Annotated in this window: 18 protein-coding genes; 8 read left to right on the forward strand and 10 right to left on the reverse strand. The window is 60.2% G+C overall.

Features of this window, described 5'->3' with window-relative positions; translation table 11 throughout:
* Window positions 1–31: 31 nt before the first annotated feature.
* The 3 genes from M9827_RS14170 (at window position 32) to fdhA (ending at window position 3,138) form a co-directional block, all read left to right on the forward strand.
* Entirely contained in the window at window positions 32–664 is a 633-nt protein-coding gene (locus M9827_RS14170; protein WP_008086919.1) for a sarcosine oxidase subunit gamma, read from the forward strand.
* A gap of 216 nt (window positions 665–880) precedes the next feature.
* A complete protein-coding gene (gene purU, locus M9827_RS14175) occupies window positions 881–1,738 on the forward strand; it encodes a formyltetrahydrofolate deformylase (protein WP_064589552.1) in 858 nt (285 codons plus the stop codon).
* Window positions 1,739–1,938: 200 nt separating this feature from the next.
* Window positions 1,939–3,138: a formaldehyde dehydrogenase, glutathione-independent gene (gene fdhA, locus M9827_RS14180; RefSeq protein ID WP_007909990.1), complete on the forward strand. Its 1,200-nt coding sequence runs from the start codon at window positions 1,939–1,941 to the stop codon at window positions 3,136–3,138.
* A gap of 50 nt (window positions 3,139–3,188) precedes the next feature.
* Here fdhA and M9827_RS14185 read toward each other — a convergent pair whose 3' ends face one another.
* The 3 genes from M9827_RS14185 to M9827_RS14195 all read right to left on the reverse strand — a co-directional run bounded on the left by M9827_RS14185 (window position 3,189) and on the right by M9827_RS14195 (window position 5,041).
* Complete coding sequence (locus tag M9827_RS14185) at window positions 3,189–3,530, reverse strand: hypothetical protein (RefSeq protein WP_250605882.1); 342 nt, start codon at window positions 3,528–3,530, stop codon at window positions 3,189–3,191.
* A gap of 204 nt (window positions 3,531–3,734) precedes the next feature.
* On the reverse strand, window positions 3,735–4,409 hold the full coding sequence (locus tag M9827_RS14190; protein WP_250605883.1) for an anti-sigma factor: 675 nt from the start codon (window positions 4,407–4,409) through the stop codon (window positions 3,735–3,737).
* Window positions 4,406–5,041 carry an RNA polymerase sigma factor gene (locus M9827_RS14195; protein WP_250605884.1) on the reverse strand — a complete coding sequence of 212 codons (636 nt, stop codon included), beginning with the start codon at window positions 5,039–5,041 and terminating at the stop codon, window positions 4,406–4,408. The genes M9827_RS14190 and M9827_RS14195 overlap by 4 nt, the downstream gene beginning before the upstream one ends.
* Before the next feature lie 149 nt (window positions 5,042–5,190).
* On the opposite strand from M9827_RS14195, the gene M9827_RS14200 reads away from it, so the two are divergent.
* Window positions 5,191–5,748 carry a DUF2780 domain-containing protein gene (locus M9827_RS14200; protein ID WP_123454131.1) on the forward strand — a complete coding sequence of 186 codons (558 nt, stop codon included), beginning with the start codon at window positions 5,191–5,193 and terminating at the stop codon, window positions 5,746–5,748.
* A gap of 1 nt (window position 5,749) precedes the next feature.
* Here M9827_RS14200 and yihG read toward each other — a convergent pair whose 3' ends face one another.
* Window positions 5,750–6,637, reverse strand: a complete 888-nt coding sequence (yihG, locus tag M9827_RS14205; RefSeq protein WP_250605885.1) for a 1-acylglycerol-3-phosphate O-acyltransferase, YihG family — start codon at window positions 6,635–6,637, stop codon at window positions 5,750–5,752.
* Between the two features lie 307 nt (window positions 6,638–6,944).
* Here yihG and rloA2 point away from each other — a divergent pair, with 307 nt between their 5' ends.
* The 4 genes from rloA2 to creD all read left to right on the forward strand — a co-directional run bounded on the left by rloA2 (window position 6,945) and on the right by creD (window position 11,160).
* A complete protein-coding gene (rloA2, locus tag M9827_RS14210) occupies window positions 6,945–7,448 on the forward strand; it encodes a retropepsin-like aspartic peptidase RloA2 (protein ID WP_095050277.1) in 504 nt (167 codons plus the stop codon).
* A 73-nt stretch (window positions 7,449–7,521) separates the two neighbouring features.
* Window positions 7,522–8,202: a two-component system response regulator CreB gene (creB, locus tag M9827_RS14215; RefSeq protein ID WP_250605886.1), complete on the forward strand. Its 681-nt coding sequence runs from the start codon at window positions 7,522–7,524 to the stop codon at window positions 8,200–8,202.
* The gene (creC, locus tag M9827_RS14220; RefSeq protein ID WP_250605887.1) at window positions 8,202–9,620 is read left to right on the forward strand and encodes a two-component system sensor histidine kinase CreC; all 1,419 of its coding nucleotides are present in this window, start codon (window positions 8,202–8,204) and stop codon (window positions 9,618–9,620) included. The genes creB and creC overlap by 1 nt, the downstream gene beginning before the upstream one ends.
* Before the next feature lie 169 nt (window positions 9,621–9,789).
* Entirely contained in the window at window positions 9,790–11,160 is a 1,371-nt protein-coding gene (creD, locus tag M9827_RS14225; protein WP_250605888.1) for a cell envelope integrity protein CreD, read from the forward strand.
* A 208-nt stretch (window positions 11,161–11,368) separates the two neighbouring features.
* Here creD and M9827_RS14230 read toward each other — a convergent pair whose 3' ends face one another.
* The 6 genes from M9827_RS14230 to M9827_RS14255 all read right to left on the reverse strand — a co-directional run bounded on the left by M9827_RS14230 (window position 11,369) and on the right by M9827_RS14255 (window position 17,735).
* Window positions 11,369–11,998: a glutathione S-transferase gene (locus M9827_RS14230; protein WP_250605889.1), complete on the reverse strand. Its 630-nt coding sequence runs from the start codon at window positions 11,996–11,998 to the stop codon at window positions 11,369–11,371.
* Between the two features lie 208 nt (window positions 11,999–12,206).
* Window positions 12,207–12,386, reverse strand: coding sequence for a hypothetical protein (locus M9827_RS14235; RefSeq protein WP_250605890.1), 180 nt, complete (start codon window positions 12,384–12,386; stop codon window positions 12,207–12,209).
* Window positions 12,383–13,513: a PepSY-associated TM helix domain-containing protein gene (locus M9827_RS14240; RefSeq protein ID WP_250605891.1), complete on the reverse strand. Its 1,131-nt coding sequence runs from the start codon at window positions 13,511–13,513 to the stop codon at window positions 12,383–12,385. Before M9827_RS14240 ends, M9827_RS14235 begins: the two co-directional genes overlap by 4 nt.
* A 74-nt stretch (window positions 13,514–13,587) precedes the next feature.
* A complete protein-coding gene (locus M9827_RS14245; RefSeq protein WP_250605892.1) occupies window positions 13,588–16,014 on the reverse strand; it encodes a TonB-dependent siderophore receptor in 2,427 nt (808 codons plus the stop codon).
* A 231-nt stretch (window positions 16,015–16,245) separates the two neighbouring features.
* Window positions 16,246–17,220, reverse strand: coding sequence for a FecR domain-containing protein (locus M9827_RS14250; RefSeq protein WP_250605893.1), 975 nt, complete (start codon window positions 17,218–17,220; stop codon window positions 16,246–16,248).
* Window positions 17,217–17,735 (reverse strand): RNA polymerase sigma factor, encoded by a 519-nt coding sequence (locus tag M9827_RS14255; protein WP_250605894.1) that lies wholly within the window; start codon window positions 17,733–17,735, stop codon window positions 17,217–17,219. Before M9827_RS14255 ends, M9827_RS14250 begins: the two co-directional genes overlap by 4 nt.
* Between the last annotated feature and the right edge of the window lie 178 nt (window positions 17,736–17,913).

Genomic DNA, 17,913 nt, shown 5'->3' on the forward strand with positions numbered 1-17,913 from the left:
CAGGAACCAACAGAATTCAGGAAGGTGCTTTATGACCACAGCCAATGTTTACCAACAACGCCCAACCACTGGCGCCAAGGCCGAGTCGTCGCTGCACCATGCCGACCTCGCCAGCCTGGTCGGCAAGGGCCGCAAGAACGCCGGCGTGATCGTGCGGGAAAAGAAACTCCTCGGCCACCTGACCATTCGTGGTGATGGTCACGATGCCGCGTTCGCCGCCGGCGTACATAAAGCGCTGGGCATCGAACTGCCCGGCGCGCTGAGCGTCATCGTCAAAGGTGAAACCAGCCTGCAGTGGATGGGCCCGGACGAATGGCTGCTGATCGTGCCAAGCGGTGAAGAGTTCGCCGCCGAACAGAAACTGCGCGAAGCGCTGGGTGATCTGCACATCGCGATCGTCAACGTCAGCGGCGGCCAGCAAGTGCTCGAACTGAGCGGGCCGAACGTGCGTCAGGTGCTGATGAAGTCGACCAGCTATGACGTGCACCCGAACAATTTCCCGGTCGGTAAAGCGGTCGGCACGGTGTTCGCCAAGTCGCAGTTGATGATCCGTCATACGGCGGAAGACACCTGGGAATTGTTGATTCGTCGCAGCTTCTCGGATTACTGGTGGTTGTGGTTGCAGGATGCGTCGGCTGAGTACGGCCTTAGCGTTCAGGCCTGACAGATCAAGAGCTACCCCCTCACCCCAGCCCTCTCCCCCTGGGGGAGAGGGGGAAAGGGAGCCGATCTCGGGTGTTTTTGCGATCTGCATTCACATTCGGAATTTCAGGTCGGCGTAGCTCCAACGAACACCTCACCCTGGCCCTCTCCCTCTGGGAGAGGGCCAGGGTGAGGGAAAAACCTGACACCCCGCACAAAGAACAGGAGTCACCGCACCATGAGCCGCGCCCCAGACACATGGATTCTGACCGCCGACTGCCCCAGCGTCCTCGGCACGGTGGACGCGGTCACGCGTTTTCTGTTCGAGCAGGGCTGCTACGTCACCGAGCACCACTCGTTCGATGACCGCCTCTCCGGGCGTTTCTTCATTCGCGTGGAATTCCGTCAGCCCGACGGCTTCGACGAACAATCCTTCCGCGCCGGCCTCGCCGAACGCGGCCAGGCCTTCGGCATGGTCTTCGAACTGACCGCGCCGAACTACCGGCCGAAAGTGGTGATCATGGTCTCCAAGGCTGATCACTGCCTTAACGATTTGCTCTATCGCCAGCGTATCGGCCAGTTGTCGATGGACGTCGCGGCGGTGGTCTCCAACCATCCGGATCTCAAGCCGCTGGCCGACTGGCACCAGATTCCCTACTACCATTTCCCCCTCGACCCCAACGACAAGCCGTCGCAGGAGCGTCAGGTGTGGCAGGTGATCGAAGAGTCCGGCGCCGAACTGGTGATCCTTGCCCGCTACATGCAAGTGCTGTCGCCGGAGTTGTGCCGCAAGCTCGATGGCAAGGCGATCAACATTCATCACTCGTTGCTGCCGGGCTTCAAGGGCGCCAAACCGTATCACCAGGCCTACAACAAGGGCGTGAAACTGGTTGGCGCGACGGCGCATTACATCAATAACGACCTCGATGAAGGGCCGATCATCGCTCAAGGCGTCGAGGCGGTGGATCACAGTCATTACCCCGAGGATCTGATTGCCAAGGGGCGCGATATCGAAGGCCTGACCTTGGCGCGGGCGGTTGGCTATCACATCGAAAGAAGGGTGTTCTTGAACGCCAACAGAACCGTCGTTCTTTAGGCCGCCATCGCTGGCAAGCCAGCTCCCACAGGGATTTGTGTCGTACACAAAAATTGAATTCAACCTCGAATTCTGTGGGAGCTGGCTTGCCAGCGATGAGGCCATAACAGACAACACAAAAGCAGCATCTGTACCCGAGCACTCAACGCGCTGCCTGCCTGGGCAACGCGGTTCCATAAAAACAACAGCGAGGTGAAAGCATGTCTGGCAATCGTGGTGTGGTGTATCTCGGCGCTGGCAAGGTCGAAGTACAGAAAATCGACTATCCGAAAATGCAGGACCCGCGCGGTCGCAAGATCGAGCACGGGGTCATTCTCAAAGTGGTTTCCACCAATATCTGCGGCTCCGACCAGCACATGGTGCGCGGCCGTACCACGGCGCAGACCGGTCTGGTGCTGGGCCACGAGATCACCGGTGAGGTGATCGAAAAAGGCTCCGACGTCGAAAACCTGAAGATCGGCGACCTGGTTTCCGTTCCGTTCAACGTGGCTTGCGGGCGCTGCCGTTCCTGCAAAGAGCAACACACCGGCGTCTGCCTGACCGTCAACCCGGCCCGTGCCGGCGGCGCATACGGTTACGTCGACATGGGCGACTGGACCGGTGGCCAGGCCGAATACGTGCTGGTGCCATACGCCGACTTCAACCTGCTGAAACTGCCGGACCGCGACAAGGCCATGGAGAAAATCCGCGACCTGACTTGCCTCTCCGACATCCTCCCGACCGGTTACCACGGCGCAGTCACTGCGGGCGTTGGCCCGGGCAGCACCGTTTACATCGCGGGCGCCGGCCCGGTCGGCCTGGCCGCTGCCGCTTCGGCGCGTCTGCTCGGTGCTGCGGTAGTGATCATCGGCGACGTCAACACCATCCGCCTGGCCCACGCCAAGGCGCAGGGTTTTGAAATCGTCGACCTGTCCAAGGACACGCCGCTGCACGAACAGATCGCCGCACTGCTGGGCGAACCGGAAGTGGATTGCGCAGTGGACTGCGTCGGTTTCGAAGCCCGCGGCCACGGGCACGACGGCGTAAAAGCCGAGGCCCCGGCCACCGTACTCAACTCACTGATGGGTGTGGTGCGTGTGGCCGGCAAGATCGGTATCCCCGGCCTGTACGTCACCGAAGATCCAGGTGCCGTGGACGCCGCCGCGAAAATGGGCAGCTTGAGCATCCGCTTCGGTCTGGGCTGGGCCAAATCGCACAGCTTCCACACCGGCCAGACGCCAGTGATGAAGTACAACCGCCAACTGATGCAGGCGATCATGTGGGATCGCATCAACATTGCCGAAGTGGTGGGCGTGCAAGTGATCAGTCTCGATCAGGCGCCGGAAGGGTACGGCGAGTTCGATGCCGGTGTGCCGAAGAAGTTTGTGATTGATCCGCACAAGTTGTTTAGTGCGGCGTAAGTTTCACTTGTAAGAAAAGGGCAGCCCTCGGGTTGCCCTTTTCTTAAGTGTTATTTCTTCTTTTCTTTAAACGAGCATTTGCTGGCGTCTCCATCGGTGACTACGCAGTCATCCGAAGGTTTACCGTCCTTATCTTTCCAACCGGTTCCAGTGGCTTTAACCGGAGTACCGTTTCTGTAGCCGGACGAGGCGCTGAGGTCGTTCTTGCCTTCGTAGCGACAAATCACGACTGAGTTGGCACTGTTTTTGTCTTTAAGGCGTGCAGAAGTGAAGGTGAGATCTTCGTTGTCTTGAGAGCGAGTAATTGAAAGTGTCGGGCATGTTGCTGCATAGGCGCTGCTCATCATAGCGATGCTAACCAGAACACCTGCGGCAATTTTCAGCTTCATCATCTGTACTCCGTTACGTAATAGGAGCAGAAATGTTGGCGGTATTAAGGATTTGTGCCAACTGTCAAATCTGACAGGTTTTCTAGTTTTTTTGAAATAACGATGAGCGTCTTAAGCAGAAAAGAATCTATAAAGGTTCCATATTTTATAGCTCTCACACCGTCCCTACAGGAGCTGCCGAAGGCTGCGATCTTTTGACTGATGCATTCACAGCGCCGCCAACCTCCCTTGATACAACACTGGCCCCGTCGGCTGCCCAGTCGGCGAACCACTCTTCGGCTCCAGACTCACCGCCAGCGCAATCGGCTTGTTGATCAGCACTTTCTGCGCCTCGCTCAACTGGACTTTGCCCTTACCCCCTGCCGGGATTACACCGAGCGAGATCGGTTTGCCATCCGCCGGAATTACCCACAGCTCCAGGCTACGATCCGAATCGACCGCCGCCAGCGTCAACGGCTCGACTTGCAGATAATCCGCATGCGCCTCGACCTTCAACGCCGGTTGCGCATCGGCGGTCAGCAGCGTGGCGTGGTAGCGGGCGTCGTCGCGGTTGTACAGCGAGCCGAGGAACACCAGCAGGGCGATGGAACAGATGGCTGCCGTGAGCCGCAGCCAGTTCCAGAACGGCCGCTTCTCGGGCACATGCAGCACTTGCGGGTCGATGCGGGCGGTGATGCCGTGCCACACGCGTTCCGGAACCGGATGTTCTGGCAGCGCTTCGGTGAGAGAGGCGAGGCTTTCCTGCCATTGCGCCAGTTCGGCTCGCAGTGCCGCGTCATCCAGTAGCAACTGTTCAAAGCGCCGCCGCGCAGGCGCAGACATCAGGCCGATGGCGTAGTCGGCGGCGAGGGCGCGGCGCAGGGCAGGGGTCTGGTAGTTCATGATTCAAGGCACCGGCGCAGACGTTCCAGGCCACGGCGAATCCACGATTTCACCGTTCCCAGCGGCGTGGCCAGGTGTTCGGCCAGTTCCGAGCACGACAATCCTTGAAAGTAGGCCACGGTAATCGACTGGCGCTGCATGCTTTCGAGGGTTTCGAGGCAACGGTTCAGCGCGCTGGCCTCACGGGCGCTGTTCAGTTGCTCGTGAGCCGAAGGGCTTTCGTCCGGCAGTGTGTCCTGTTGGAGATCGGTCAGTGGCCGTTCGCGATGTTTGCGCAACTGATCGATGGCCTGATTACGGGTGATGTTGATCATCCAGGTCAGCGGCGCCGACAGGTGCGCTTCGTAGCGCGAGGCGTTGTTCCAGATGCGCACGAAGCTTTCCTGCAGCACTTCCTCTGCCAGATCGGTGCGGCCCATAAAACGCAGGGCCACGCCATGCAGACGCGGGCCGACGCTGCGGTACAGCGTTTCGAAGGCGCGACGATCACCCAGTGCACACTGGGCCAACAGCTGGCGCAACTGATCGGTGTCGGCGATGGAAATGACGACTCTCCAGGCAAAGGTCGAACGACGAGGGCTGGACTCGGACTGATCACAGGCTAGTTCAGTGACAGCGGTTGTGCCATTCATCGCGAGGGTGTCCGGGATTTCACGTTTTATATACGCAGGCCGGACGAAAATGGATGCGCCGCGCCGGAACATGCCGGCGGATACCCGGTCAAACCGGCAGTTTCGCCGCCTTTCAATGGGCGATTTTTACAGCGCAAGAGGATGTCTGAATGAAGATTTCACGCGGTATTGCAATGGCTTCGCTGATGACCCTTGCGGCCAGTCCGGTGTTTGCCGGTTTCAGTCTGGACGATGTGACCAAGGCGGCTTCGAGCATGCAGGGCGGCAACGCTGCAACCGCTGCCGCGCCGACCTCGGAAACCGCCGGTCTGCTGCAAGCTGTCACCGGTCTGGGGGTTACCCCGCAGCAAGCCGTCGGCGGCACCAGCGCCATGCTTGGCTTGGCCAAGAACCAATTGAGCAGTACCGATTATTCGCAGTTGGCCAAGGAAGTGCCGGGCATCGACAAGTTGTCCGGTGGCGGTGGCAACCTGGCGGCGCTGAGCGGGTTGCTGGGCTCGTCGGGCAAGTCAGCCGGGCTGGAAAACGCGCTGGGCAACGTCAAGGACACCAATGACCTGAACAATGCCTTCGGCGCGCTGGGCATGGACAGCGGCATGGTCGGCCAGTTTGCCCCGGTGCTGCTCAAGTATCTGGGTGATCAGGGCGTTGGCGGCCCGCTGCTGCAAAGTCTGGGCAGCATCTGGGGCGCCGGCACCGGTAGCTGATTCAGCCGCGCTCGCCGCGCAGTTCGGCGATGCGCTGATCCTTCTCGGTCCAGAGCTGGTTGACCCAGTTCTGAACCGTCTGGCGAAACGCCGGATCATTCTCGTAATCACCCTGCCACAGCGCCGGGTCGAGTTCACGAGTCTTGATGTCGATGATCACGCGCGGCACGTTGCCGCTGATCAAATCCCAGAAGCCCGGAATTCGCTCCTGTGGATAAACCACGGTGACGTCGAGAATCGCATCCAGCTGTTCACCCATTGCCGCCAACACAAACGCCACGCCACCGGCCTTGGGCTTGAGCAGGTAGTTGAACGGTGATTGCTGCTGCGCGCTTTTCGCGGCGGTGTAGCGGGTGCCTTCCAGGTAATTCACCACGGTCACCGGCTGACGCTTGAACAGCTCGCAGGCCTGTCGGGTGATTTCCAGATCCCTGCCGGCCAGCTCCGGGTGCTTGGCCAGGAACGCTTTGGTGTAGCGCTTCATGAACGGGTAATCCAGCGCCCACCACGCCAGCCCCAGGAACGGCACCCAGATCAGTTCTTTCTTGAGAAAGAATTTGAAAAACGGCGTGCGCCGGTTGAGCGTCTGGATCAGCGCCGGAATGTCGACCCACGACTGGTGATTGCTGACCACCAGATACGAGGTGTCACCGCGCAGATCTTCACCACCGCGAATGTCCCATTGGGTAGGGATGCACAGGCGGAAAATCAGCTTGTCGATCTCGGCCCAGGTCTCGGCGATCCACATCACCGCGCCCGACGCGTAATCGCGCCAGCGGCCTGGTGCGATCAGTTTGAGCAGAGCAAATACCAGCAACGGCCCGATCAGGATCAGGGTGTTGAGCAACAGCAGCAGGGTGACGAAACAGCCGGTGAGCAGGCGGCGCATAAGCAACTCTTTGCAAACGGATGGGCACGCCATGATAAGCAGCTTCGCGCGACAGGCCAAATCGCTGGTGACGAATGTTTCACTTTTGGGGCGGTATGCTGGTGCCAGATATTGTATTGATTTTGCTGGCCTCATCGCTGGCAAGCCAGCTCCCACAGGTTTCTCTGGTGTTCACGAGAATTGCATTCATTGAAGATCCTTGTGGGAGCTGGCTTGCCAGCGATGCGGTCTCACGGGCGAACGAATTGCTCGCCGGGTGTCTAAAATCTCGCGTCTGCCGCCCTCATTTTCCAAGGAAGCCCCTTACGTGAAATCCCTCCTTGCACTGTTTGCCCTCGTCGCCCTGCCGGTCATGGCCGCCGAGCCGACCCTGTACGGGCGCTATGAATACATCGCGCTGCCGGAAATCGGCGGTGAAGTGCTCAAGGCCAAGATGGACACCGGCGCCCTGACCGCCTCGCTGTCGGCCAAGGACATCGAGACCTTCACCCGCGATGGCGATGAATGGGTGCGGTTCCGCCTCGCCACCAAAGACGCCAGCAACAAGGTCTATGAACACAAGGTCGCGCGGATCAGCAAGATCAAGAGCCGTTCGGATGAAGAGGACGAGGGCGAAAGCACCGAAGTCGCCAAGCGCCCGGTGGTCGATCTGGAACTGTGTCTGGGTAACGTCAAGCGTACCGTCGAGGTCAACCTGACCGACCGCAGCAACTTCAACTACCCGCTGCTGATCGGTGCCAAGGCCTTGCGTGAATTCGGCGCGGCAGTGAACCCGGCGCGGCGCTTCACCGCCGACAAACCGGACTGCTGAACCAAGTGGTCTCATTGACGTAACGTCAGGCTTGGGGCACCGTTCGCGCACCTAACCCACGGGCTCGGACGCCATGCCTCATATCCTGATTGTCGAAGACGAAGCGGCAATTGCCGACACGCTGATTTTTGCCTTGCAGGGCGAAGGCTTCACCACCACGTGGTTGAGCCTCGGCGCTCTGGCGCTGGAACATCAGCGCCAGAGCCCGGCCGATCTGATCATCCTCGACATCGGCCTGCCGGACATCAGCGGCTTCGAGACCTGCAAACAGCTACGGCGCTTCAGCGAAGTGCCGGTGCTGTTCCTCAGCGCCCGCGATGCCGAGATTGATCGTGTGGTCGGGCTGGAAATCGGCGCCGACGACTACGTGGTCAAGCCGTTCAGCCCGCGTGAAGTCGCGGCGCGGGTCAAGGCCATCCTCAAGCGCATGGCACCGCGTCCAGCAATTGAAGCCGGTTCTGCGCTGTTTCGTATTGATCCGGAACGGATTCAAATCATTTATCGCGGCCAGACGTTAAGCCTGACCCGCCACGAATTCCGCCTGCTGCAATGCCTGCTCGAACAACCCGAGCGGGTCTTCAGCCGCGAGCAATTACTCGATGCGCTGGGCGTGGCCGCCGACGCCGGTTACGAGCGCAGCATCGACAGCCACATCAAGAGCGTGCGCGCCAAACTGCGGCTGGTGCGTGCCGATGCCGAGCCGATCCAGACCCATCGCGGCCTCGGTTACAGCTACAGCCCGGGGCACAGCTGATGTCGCTGGGGCTGCGGATCTTTCTGGTGTATGTGCTGTTTGTCGGTCTGACCGGTTATTTCGTGCTCAACACGGTGATGGAAGAAATCCGCCCCGGCGTGCGCCAGTCCACCGAAGAAACCCTGGTCGATACCGCCAACCTGATGGCGGAAATCCTCCGTGATGATTTCAAGGCTGGCACCCTTAGCGAGAACCGCTGGCCCGAGTTGCTCCGCGCCTATGGCGAGCGTCAGCCGCAAGCGACCATTTGGGGCTTGCCGAAAAATCAGGTCAACCACCGCATCTACGTCACCAACGCGAAAGGCATCGTCGTGCTCGATTCCAGTGGTGTCGCGGTCGGTCAGGATTACTCGCGCTGGAACGACGTTTACCTGACCCTGCGCGGCGAATATGGCGCACGTTCGAGCCGCAGTGATGCGAATGACGCGAACTCGTCGGTGATGCACGTCGGCGCACCGATCCGCGACAACGGCCAGATCATCGGTGTGGTCACCGTGGCCAAGCCCAACAGCTCATTGCAGCCCTACGTCGATCGCACCGAGCGGCGCCTGCTGTTTTACGGCGCCGGGTTGATCGGCCTCGGTCTGCTGTTTGGCGCATTGCTGTCGTGGTGGCTGAGCCGTGCGCTGCACCGGTTGACCGGTTATGCCCAGGCGGTGAGCGAAGGGCGGCGGGTGGAAGTGCCGCACTATCGCGGCGGTGAGCTGGAGCAACTGGCGACAGCGGTCGAGCAGATGCGCACGCAACTGGAAGGCAAGGCCTACGTCGAGCGTTACGTGCACACGCTGACCCATGAACTGAAAAGTCCGCTGGCGGCGATTCGTGGCGCAGCGGAGTTGCTGCAGGGCGACATGCCGCCGGTTCAGCGCCTGAGGTTTATCGGCAACATCGACAGCGAAAGTGCGCGGATGCAGCAGTTGATCGAACGGTTGTTGAATCTGGCACAAGTGGAACAACGTCAAGGCCTGGAAGAGCGGGTCGCCGTGCCGTTGGCGGCGCTGGTTGATCAGTTGTTGCAGGGGCAGGCGGCGCGGATTGAGGGCAAACTGTTGTGCATCGAACAGACGATTGCAGCGGATCTGCTGTTGATTGGCGAGCCATTTCTGTTGCGTCAGGCGTTGGGTAATCTGCTGGAGAATGCGCTGGATTTCACCCCGCGTCAGGGCTTGTTGCGCTTCAGTGCCCAGCGCGAAGAGGAGCAGATTGTTTACCGGCTCTTCAATGAAACCGCGCCGATTCCCGATTACGCCTTGCCGCGTTTGACCGAGCGCTTCTACTCATTGCCGCGACCGGACAGTGGGCGGAAAAGCACGGGGCTGGGGCTTAACTTCGTTGAAGAAGTGGTCAAGTTGCATGGTGGGGCGATGCAGATTCGCAATGTCGAAAACGGTGTTGAAGTGATATTGCGCCTGCCTTGATTCCGTCAAAAGATCGCAGCCTTCGGCAGTTCCTACATAGGGTTGCGTACACCTGTAGGAGCTGCCGAAGGCTGCGATCTTTTGATTTTTCCACACAATCTCCACATTCCCCCCACAAAAACCCCACACCCACTCAGCAGACTCTGCCCATCCAAACAGGGAGAGTCCCATGAACAAGAATCTGACGATAAAGCTCGGCGCCATCGCCCTGCTGATCCTGCTGTTGCTGATCCCGCTGCTGATGATCGACGGCGTCATCGACGAGCGCCAAGAACTACGCGACGGTGTGCTTGAAGACATCGCCCGCAGTTCCAGCTACAGCCAGCAACTGAGCGGCCCGGTGATGGTGGTGCCGTATCGCAAAGTGATTCACAACTGGAAAACCAACGACAAAACCAATCAGCGCTACGACGAGCCGAGCGAAGAGCGCGGCCGTTTGTACTTCCTGCCGGAGCGTTTCGAACTCGACGGTCAGGTGCAGACCGAACTGCGTGCACGGGGCATTTATGAAGCGCGTCTGTTCCATGCCGACAACCGCATCAACGGCCACTTTTCGCTGCCAGCACAGTTGGGCATCAAAGAAGACTTCACCGATTACCAATTCGATGCACCGTTTCTCGCGGTCGGTATCAGCGACATTCGCGGCATCGAAAATGCGCTGAAACTAGAACTCGAAGGCCAGCGTCTGGACTTCGTTCCTGGCACGCAAGTCGGTTGGCTCGGTGAAGGCGTGCGGGTCACGTTGCCGCTGCTCGACACCAGCAAAACCACCGAGCTGAGCTTTTGTTTCGACCTGCGTCTGCAAGGCACCGGTTCGTTGCAAGTGTTGCCGGTGGGTAAGAGCAGCAGTGTCAGCCTCACCGCCAACTGGCCGCATCCAAGCTTTGTCGGCAACTTCCTGCCGGGCAAACGTGAAATCAATGATCAGGGTTTCAGCGCCGATTGGCAGACCACGTTTTTCTCTACCAACCTGCAAGACGCCATGAGCCGTTGCGTGAGCAGCAATGATTGCGAGGCGTTCAACGGTCGCAGCTTCGGCGTGAGCTTCATCGACCCGGTGGATCAATATCTGAAGAGCGATCGAGCGATCAAATATGCGCTGCTGTTCATTGTCCTGACGTTCGCCGGTTTCTTCCTGTTCGAAGTGCTCAAGAGTCTGGCCGTGCACCCGGTGCAATACGCGCTGGTCGGTGTGGCGCTGGCGTTCTTTTATCTGTTGTTGCTGTCGCTGTCGGAGCACATCGGTTTTGCCCCAGCGTATCTGCTGTCGGCCAGCGCTTGTGTGTTGTTGATCGGGTTTTATGTCTGCCATGTGCTGCGCAGTGTGCGTCACGGTTTGAGCTTTTCGGCGGGGCTGGCGGCGTTGTATGGCCTGCTCTACGGATTGCTCAGCGCTGAGGATTACGCGTTGTTGATGGGCTCGTTGTTGCTGTTCGGCCTGCTGGGTGTGTTCATGATGCTGACGCGCAAATTGGACTGGTACGGGATCGGGCAGAAACCGGCCAAACCGTTGGAGTTTGATGTGGGGGCGATGCAATGAGCCGGTCGCTTGGGTTGCGTGAGGATCAGTGCTGGAAGGATGAACTGGTGACGCGGATTATCGGGTTTTTGCCTGTGGAACCGAGTGGCTGCCATCGCTGGCAAGCCAGCTCCCACAATGAGTTCGGTGATGACATAAATCCCCGATCTACCACAAATCCTGTGGGAGCTGGCTTGCCAGCGAAGAGGCCGGAACAGGCGCCGCCGATTTAAGGCTTGGGCATCGTGGCGATCATGGACGGTCGCTGACTCACTTCAAAGAACCAGTTGGCCAATTGCGGGTTGGCATCACGCCAGCCCAGGTCGGGGAAACGCAGGTCGAGGTAACCCAGCGCACAGGCCACACTGATGGCGGCCACATCGAAATGGCTGGTCAGCTCGGCAATCGCATCTTTTTCCAACACAGCGAGGGCGCGGCGGATCTTGTCGCGCTGAGCTTCAAGCCATTCGTCCCAATGCTTTTCCGGCGCGCGCAAAACCAGTTCATAACGCACCATCACCGACGCATCCATGATCCCGTCAGCCATCGAGGCCAGGGTCAGGCGGCGCCATCGGGCCGCGCCTTCGCGGGGGATCAGCGGATTGCCGACGTGTTGTTGATCGAGGTATTCGAGGATCACCCGACTGTCATGGATGACGTTGCCATCGGCCAGACGCAGGGCGGGAATCTTGCCCAGCGGGTTATCGGCATTGAGCTCGGCACTCGGGCTGACCGGGCTGAGCACGCAGTCTTGCAAGGCAACGCGATCCTGCTGGCCGGTTTCATGCAGCAACACCATCACTTTGCGCACGAACGGGGAGAGCGTGTTGTGGTACAGGGTCATGCTGGGGGCGGACATTGGCAAACCTCGGTGATCGTCGAAGAGCAGGTGGTTAGCCTAGTCAGAACCGCGATGGCTGGCGAGGGAATTTATGGCGCCCATCCGGCCGCCATCGCTGGCAAGCCAGCTCCCACAGGTTTTTCCAGTGAATACACATTTTCGGCCCAGCAGAGATCCTTGTGGGAGCTGGCTTGCCAGCGATGAGGCCATCACCGACAACACAAAACTACCCGCGCTGCAGCAATCCCCTGATCGCCAGAACGGCCGGAACACCCAGCCCAACCCAGCTCAACGCATCCCAGATCCCGTCCCCCAACAACGCCGCAAACAATCCCGCTGCACTGAGCAATGCAATCACGATCGGCGTGCTGAAGACCTTCCAGAAATTCGACTGACGCGGCTTCATGCAGACGCCTCCGCCGTTTCCACTACAGGCCTGGCCGCTTTGCGCCGCACCACCCACAGATACACGCCGCTGCCGAGCACAATGATCGTCAGCACATCGAGCGTGGCCCAGAGAATCTTCATCGGCATACCGCCGTAGTCGCCGAAGTGCAGCGGTTGCGACATGCCCATGGCGTCCATGTACCACGGCCGTTCGGCCACGGCGGTGACCTGCAGCGTAGTCGCATCGATCAGCACCGGCGTCAGCAGATGCGAGGTCAGGTGCGTGCCGCCCTTCATGAACACCGAGTAATGGTGCTCGCTAGAAAACCGCGTGCCGGGAAAGGCAATGAAGTCCGGTTTCATCTCCGGCGCAACTTCAGCAGCGATATCGAGCAAACGCGTGGCCGGCGCCAGGTGCGTCAGCGGTGGCGCATCGCGGTACGGTTCGATCAGCGCAGTCAGTGCTTCATTGCGCCACGCCGCGATCAGCAGGTCGGCGCAGGCGCTGATTACACCGGTCACGCCGACCACCAGCGCCCAGGTCAGAGTGACAACACCGATCAGGTTATGCAGGTCGAGCCAGCGTAATCTTGTCGACTTGTCCTGACGCACGGTGCCGAACTTCAAACGGCGCATGAACGGCAGGTACAACACCGTCCCGGACACGATGGCCACGACAAACAGCAGCCCCATGAACGCCAGCAGCAATTTGCCCGGCAGCCCGGCGAACATGTCGACGTGCAGGCGCAGGATGAACAGCATCAAACCACCGTTGGCCGAAGGCGTTTCCAGCGCTTCCCCGGTGCGTGCATCGAGCATGAACGTGTGTGACGAGTTCGGTTCGGTGCCAGCGGTTTTCGCCATGATCGTCAGCACGGCGTTCGGCTCATCGTCGTCGAAACCGAAGTACTGCACGACATCATCGGGGCGATGCTTTTCGGCGGCCTCGACCAGTTGCGCCAGGTTCAGCCGTGGCGTGTCGGCCGGCAGCTCGCGCACTTCGGGTGCGTCGCCGAGCAGGTGCTCGATCTCGTGATGAAAGATCAGCGGCAAACCGGTCAGTGCCAGCATCAGCAAAAACACGGTGCAGACCAGGCTGGTCCAGGTGTGGATGAAGGACCAGCGGCGGATAGTTTTACTTTTCATTTCATGACCTTCAAAAACACCAAAGCCGTCCACGAGGGACGGCCGGGTGACATGAACTGTTTCAGCTCAATTGCTTACCACTTGTAAGTGGCGCTGGCGACGACACTGCGCGTGTCGCCGTAGTAGCAGTAGAAGCTGTCGCAGGTGGAAATGTATTCCTTGTCGAACAGGTTGGTCGCGTTGAGTGCCAGCGACGCGCCTTTGAGGCTGTTGTCCAGGCGACCGAGGTCGTAATGCACGCTCGCGTCGAACACGGTGTAGGCGTCCGCCTTGCCCAGCCAGGTGTTGGCCTTGTCGCCGTAGGTGTTGCCGGTGTAACGCACGCCACCGCCAATGCCGAAGCCGTCGAGAACGCCTGCGTGCCAAGTGTAATCGGTCCACAGCGACGCTTGCTGGTTCGGCATCAGTTGCAGGCGATTGCCCTTGTCGACGCCATTCTGTACTTCGGATTTGGCCAGGGTGTAGGCGGCGATAACTTTGAGGTTGTCGGTGACGTCGGAAACCGCTTCCAGCTCCAGGCCTTTGACTTTCACTTCGCCGGTCTGACTGGTGATCGACACGTTGTTGACGAAGGTGTTGACCGAGACGTTCTTCTGGGTGAGGTCGTACACGGCGGCGGTCAGCAGGGTTTTGCTGCCCGGTGGCTGGTACTTGATGCCCAGTTCCCACTGTTTGCCTTCGGTCGGCTTGAGCGAACCGGTCGAGGTGGCGTCGGCGCCCGTGGTCGGCTGGAAGGATTCGGCGTACGACAGGTACGGCACGAAACCGTTGTCGAACACGTAGCTGAGCGCGGCGTTGCCGCTGAACGCCTTGTCACGCTGGGTGTTGGTGGCATCGCCCTTGTTGATGAATTTTGTGCTGGTGTGCACCCAGTCTTCACGGCCGCCGAGGGTCAGACGCCACTGGTCGAGGGCCATCTGATCCTGGATGTACAGGCCGGTCTGGTAGGTCTTCTGGTCGTAATCGTAAAACGCGGTGGAGCGCGCCGGGCGCACGATCGGCTGACCGTAGATCGGCGTGATGACGTTGGTGGTCAGGCCGTCACCGAAGATCGAGGTGTAGTTGGTGTTGCTGCGCTGGTGGTCAAGGCCCAGCAGCAGGGTGTGGCGGATATCGCCAGTGGCGAAGTCGGCCTGGAAGTTGTTGTCCACGGCGAACTGGCTGATGTCTTCTTCGACGCTGGTGCTGGTGCGCCCGACGTTGCCTTGATCATCCACTTCGGTGAACGGGTACGACCCCGGCGTCAGCGACTGGAACGACAGGTCCGACTTGGTGTAACGCAGGTTCTGCTTGAACTGCCAGACATCGTTCAGACGATGTTCGAAGGCGTAGCCCAGCGCGTAGTAAGTGCGATCGTAATATTCCCAGTCCGGATCACCCAGATTCTTGTGGTGGGAAATATCACCGAACGGTGACTTGATCTTGGTGCCCTGCACCGGCAGGAACTGGCTGGTGATGCCGGTATCGTCGCGAGTGAACTGGCTGAGCAGGGTGAATTTGGTGTCGTCGTCGATGTTCCAGGTCAGGCTCGGCGCGATGTTGTAGCGCTTGTTGTCGACGTGATCGACCTGCGTGCCGCTGTCGCGCACCACACCGCTGAGGCCATAGAGAAACTGGCCGGCGTCGTCGATCTTGCCGGTGCTGGCAAAGTTGATCTGGCGGTGATTGTCGCTGCCGTATTGCAGCTGGATTTCATTGCTGGCTTCGGCACTTGGGCGACGGCTGACCATGTCCAGCAGGCCGCCCGGTGGGGTCTGGCCGTAAACCGAAGAGGCCGGGCCGCGCAGCAGGGCGAGGCGGTCGAGGTTCCAGGTTTCCTGTTTCGGGTTGGCGTACACGCCTTTTGGCAGCGGCAGGCCATCGAGGAACTGGGTCGGTTCGAAGCCACGCACCCGCAGCCAGTCGGCGCGGGTGTCGCTGCCGTAGCTGCTGGCGGTGATACCCGGCATGTAGCGCACCGCGTCATCGAGGCTGTGCACGCTGCGGTCGTCCATTTGCTGGCGGGTCGCCACTGAGATCGAACGCGGTGCTTCGACCAGTGCGGTGTCGGTCTTGCTGCCGGCAGCGGTGCGGGTGGCGGTGTAGCCTTCGACCGGGCCCCAGGCACTTTCGAAGTTTTCCACACCGATGACCGAAGTTTCCGGCAGGGCCAGCGTCCCTTCAGGCACGGCCACGAGGGTGTAGGTGCCGGTGCTGCTTTGTTCCAGTTGCAGACCGGTGCCACGCAGGGCCGCGCGCAAGGCACCGGCCGCGTCGTACTGGCCGTTGACCGGCGCCGAGGTCTTGCCCGCCGCCAGCGAGGGATTGAGCGAAAGTGCGATGCCGCCCTGGCTGGCGATCTGGTTCAGGGTGGTCGACAGTGGCGCCGCCGGCAGATTGTAGGCGCGCACGCTGGACGCTTGTTCAGCGGCAAGCAACGGACTGCTGATCAGCGGCGCGCCGAGCGCGATGGCGACAGCCAGCAGACTGGGGCGCAACAAGGTGTCTAGCGAACGGGACATACGGCGGCTCCTGAATGGAAATATTTCTCAATTGCCTGTGTGCCGGATGAAAAGCAAAAAGTGATAGGGCGGGATGAAAATAATTTCGATTAACTGAAAGTGGAGGCTGTAGGGGCCTCATCGCTGGCAAGCCAGCTCCCACAGGTTTCAGTGCTGTTCACAAAATTGCTGCTCACCGCAGATCCCTGTGGGAGCTGGCTTGCCAGCGATGGCGGCCGCTCAGACACCGCATTACTCAGGCTTGATATCGGCCTTTGCGACAGTGACCCAATACGGCGTATGCCGCTCGATCTGCACTGGCAAAGTCGGCAGCAATGCGCTCAGGGCCTTATCGGTGTCATGCAGCGGGAAGCTGCCGGTGATGCGCAAGTCCGCCACGTCCGGCGCCACGCCCAGATGCCCGCGCCGATACCGCCCCAACTCATGCACCAAATCGCCAAGGCGTGCGTTATCCACTACCAGCATGCCGCGCGTCCAGGCATCGGCGCCGGGGTTGAGCGCGACGATCGAACCCAGTCCGTCACTGCGCAGCAGCACTTGCTGGCCTTCATGGAGGATTTGCTCTTCAGGGTTGGATTGCGGGTGCGCCGCCACGGCCGATTGCAACACGCTCAGGCGCGTGCCTTGGTCTTCACGCTTGACCAAAAAACGCGTACCCAGGGCACGCATGCTGCCCTCGCGGGTTTCGACGATAAAGGGGCGCGCATCGCCATGCCCGGTCTCGACGAGAATTTCGCCTTCCTGCAACACGATCAACCGCCGCTTGTCATCGAACCGCACATCCACCGCACTGTGGGTGTTGAGGTTCAATACCGTGCCGTCGGCGAGGCGAACAGTACGCTGCTCACCGGTCGCGGTGCGCTGGTCGGCGAGCCAGTAGTCCAGCGGCAGAAACCGTTCGCTGGCAAACAGCCCCACTCCGACCACCACCACAATACTGGCCAGCCCACTGCCCAGTCTGCGCACCCGCCGGCGAATGCCTTCGCGCGATTGCAGCAAGGCGCTGCGGGCCGGGCCTTTGGCTACACTGAAACGCTGATCGAGCATGCCCAGTTGCCGCCACGCACGGGCGTGTTCTTCATGGGCCGCGTGCCATTTGGCGAACTCTTCGCGCTCCAGCGGACTGCTCGAATCGAGGGTCAGTTGCCAGGCAATCGCCGCGTCCAGCACATGGGCCGGCACCGGTCTGGAACTGGCCGGGCTCACGTCGGCTCACCGTACAGCGCGATGTAGCACTGACGAATGCCTTGCGCCAGATACTGGCGTACGCGCGGCACCGAGACGCCGAGCTTGTCGGCGATCTCGGCATGGCTGAGGCCATCGAGGCGGTTATAAAGGAAGGCGGCGCGGGCCTTGCTCGACAGTTTGCCGAGCAAGCGGTCGATGGCTTTGAGGTCTTCGAGGATCATTTGCTGTTCTTCCACCGACGGTTGTTCGCCTTCGGGGATCAGCATCAGCTCGGTGAGGTAAGCCTGTTCCAGCGCCGCACGGCGAAAGTAGTCGAACAGCAAGCCTTTGGCGATCGCCACCAGAAAGGCGCGCGGCTCGCGCGGTGTCTGCATTTCGTCGCGACCGAGCAGGCGGACAAAGGTGTCCTGGCTCAGGTCTTCGGCGCGCTGTGGACACGCCACATTGCGCCGCAGCCAGGCCAGCAGCCAACCGCGATGGTCGCGATACAGCGCACCGACGAGCTCACTGTTAGGGCTTGGGACTGACGACACCGGACATCACCGATTGGGAAATATTAACTAACGCGAATTGTTCGCGATTGTCGCAGAGGTGGGAATGGTTAGCAATTGGCCACTGGTCAGGTGGGCGTTTAAAGACAGGCCCTCACTGTAGAGACCGGCACATCCTTTACAAATTAGACCGGGGACATCGTTTACACCTTTACAGGCT

This window comes from Pseudomonas sp. AKS31, from assembly GCF_023634765.1.
In the GTDB taxonomy this organism is placed as follows: domain Bacteria; phylum Pseudomonadota; class Gammaproteobacteria; order Pseudomonadales; family Pseudomonadaceae; genus Aquipseudomonas.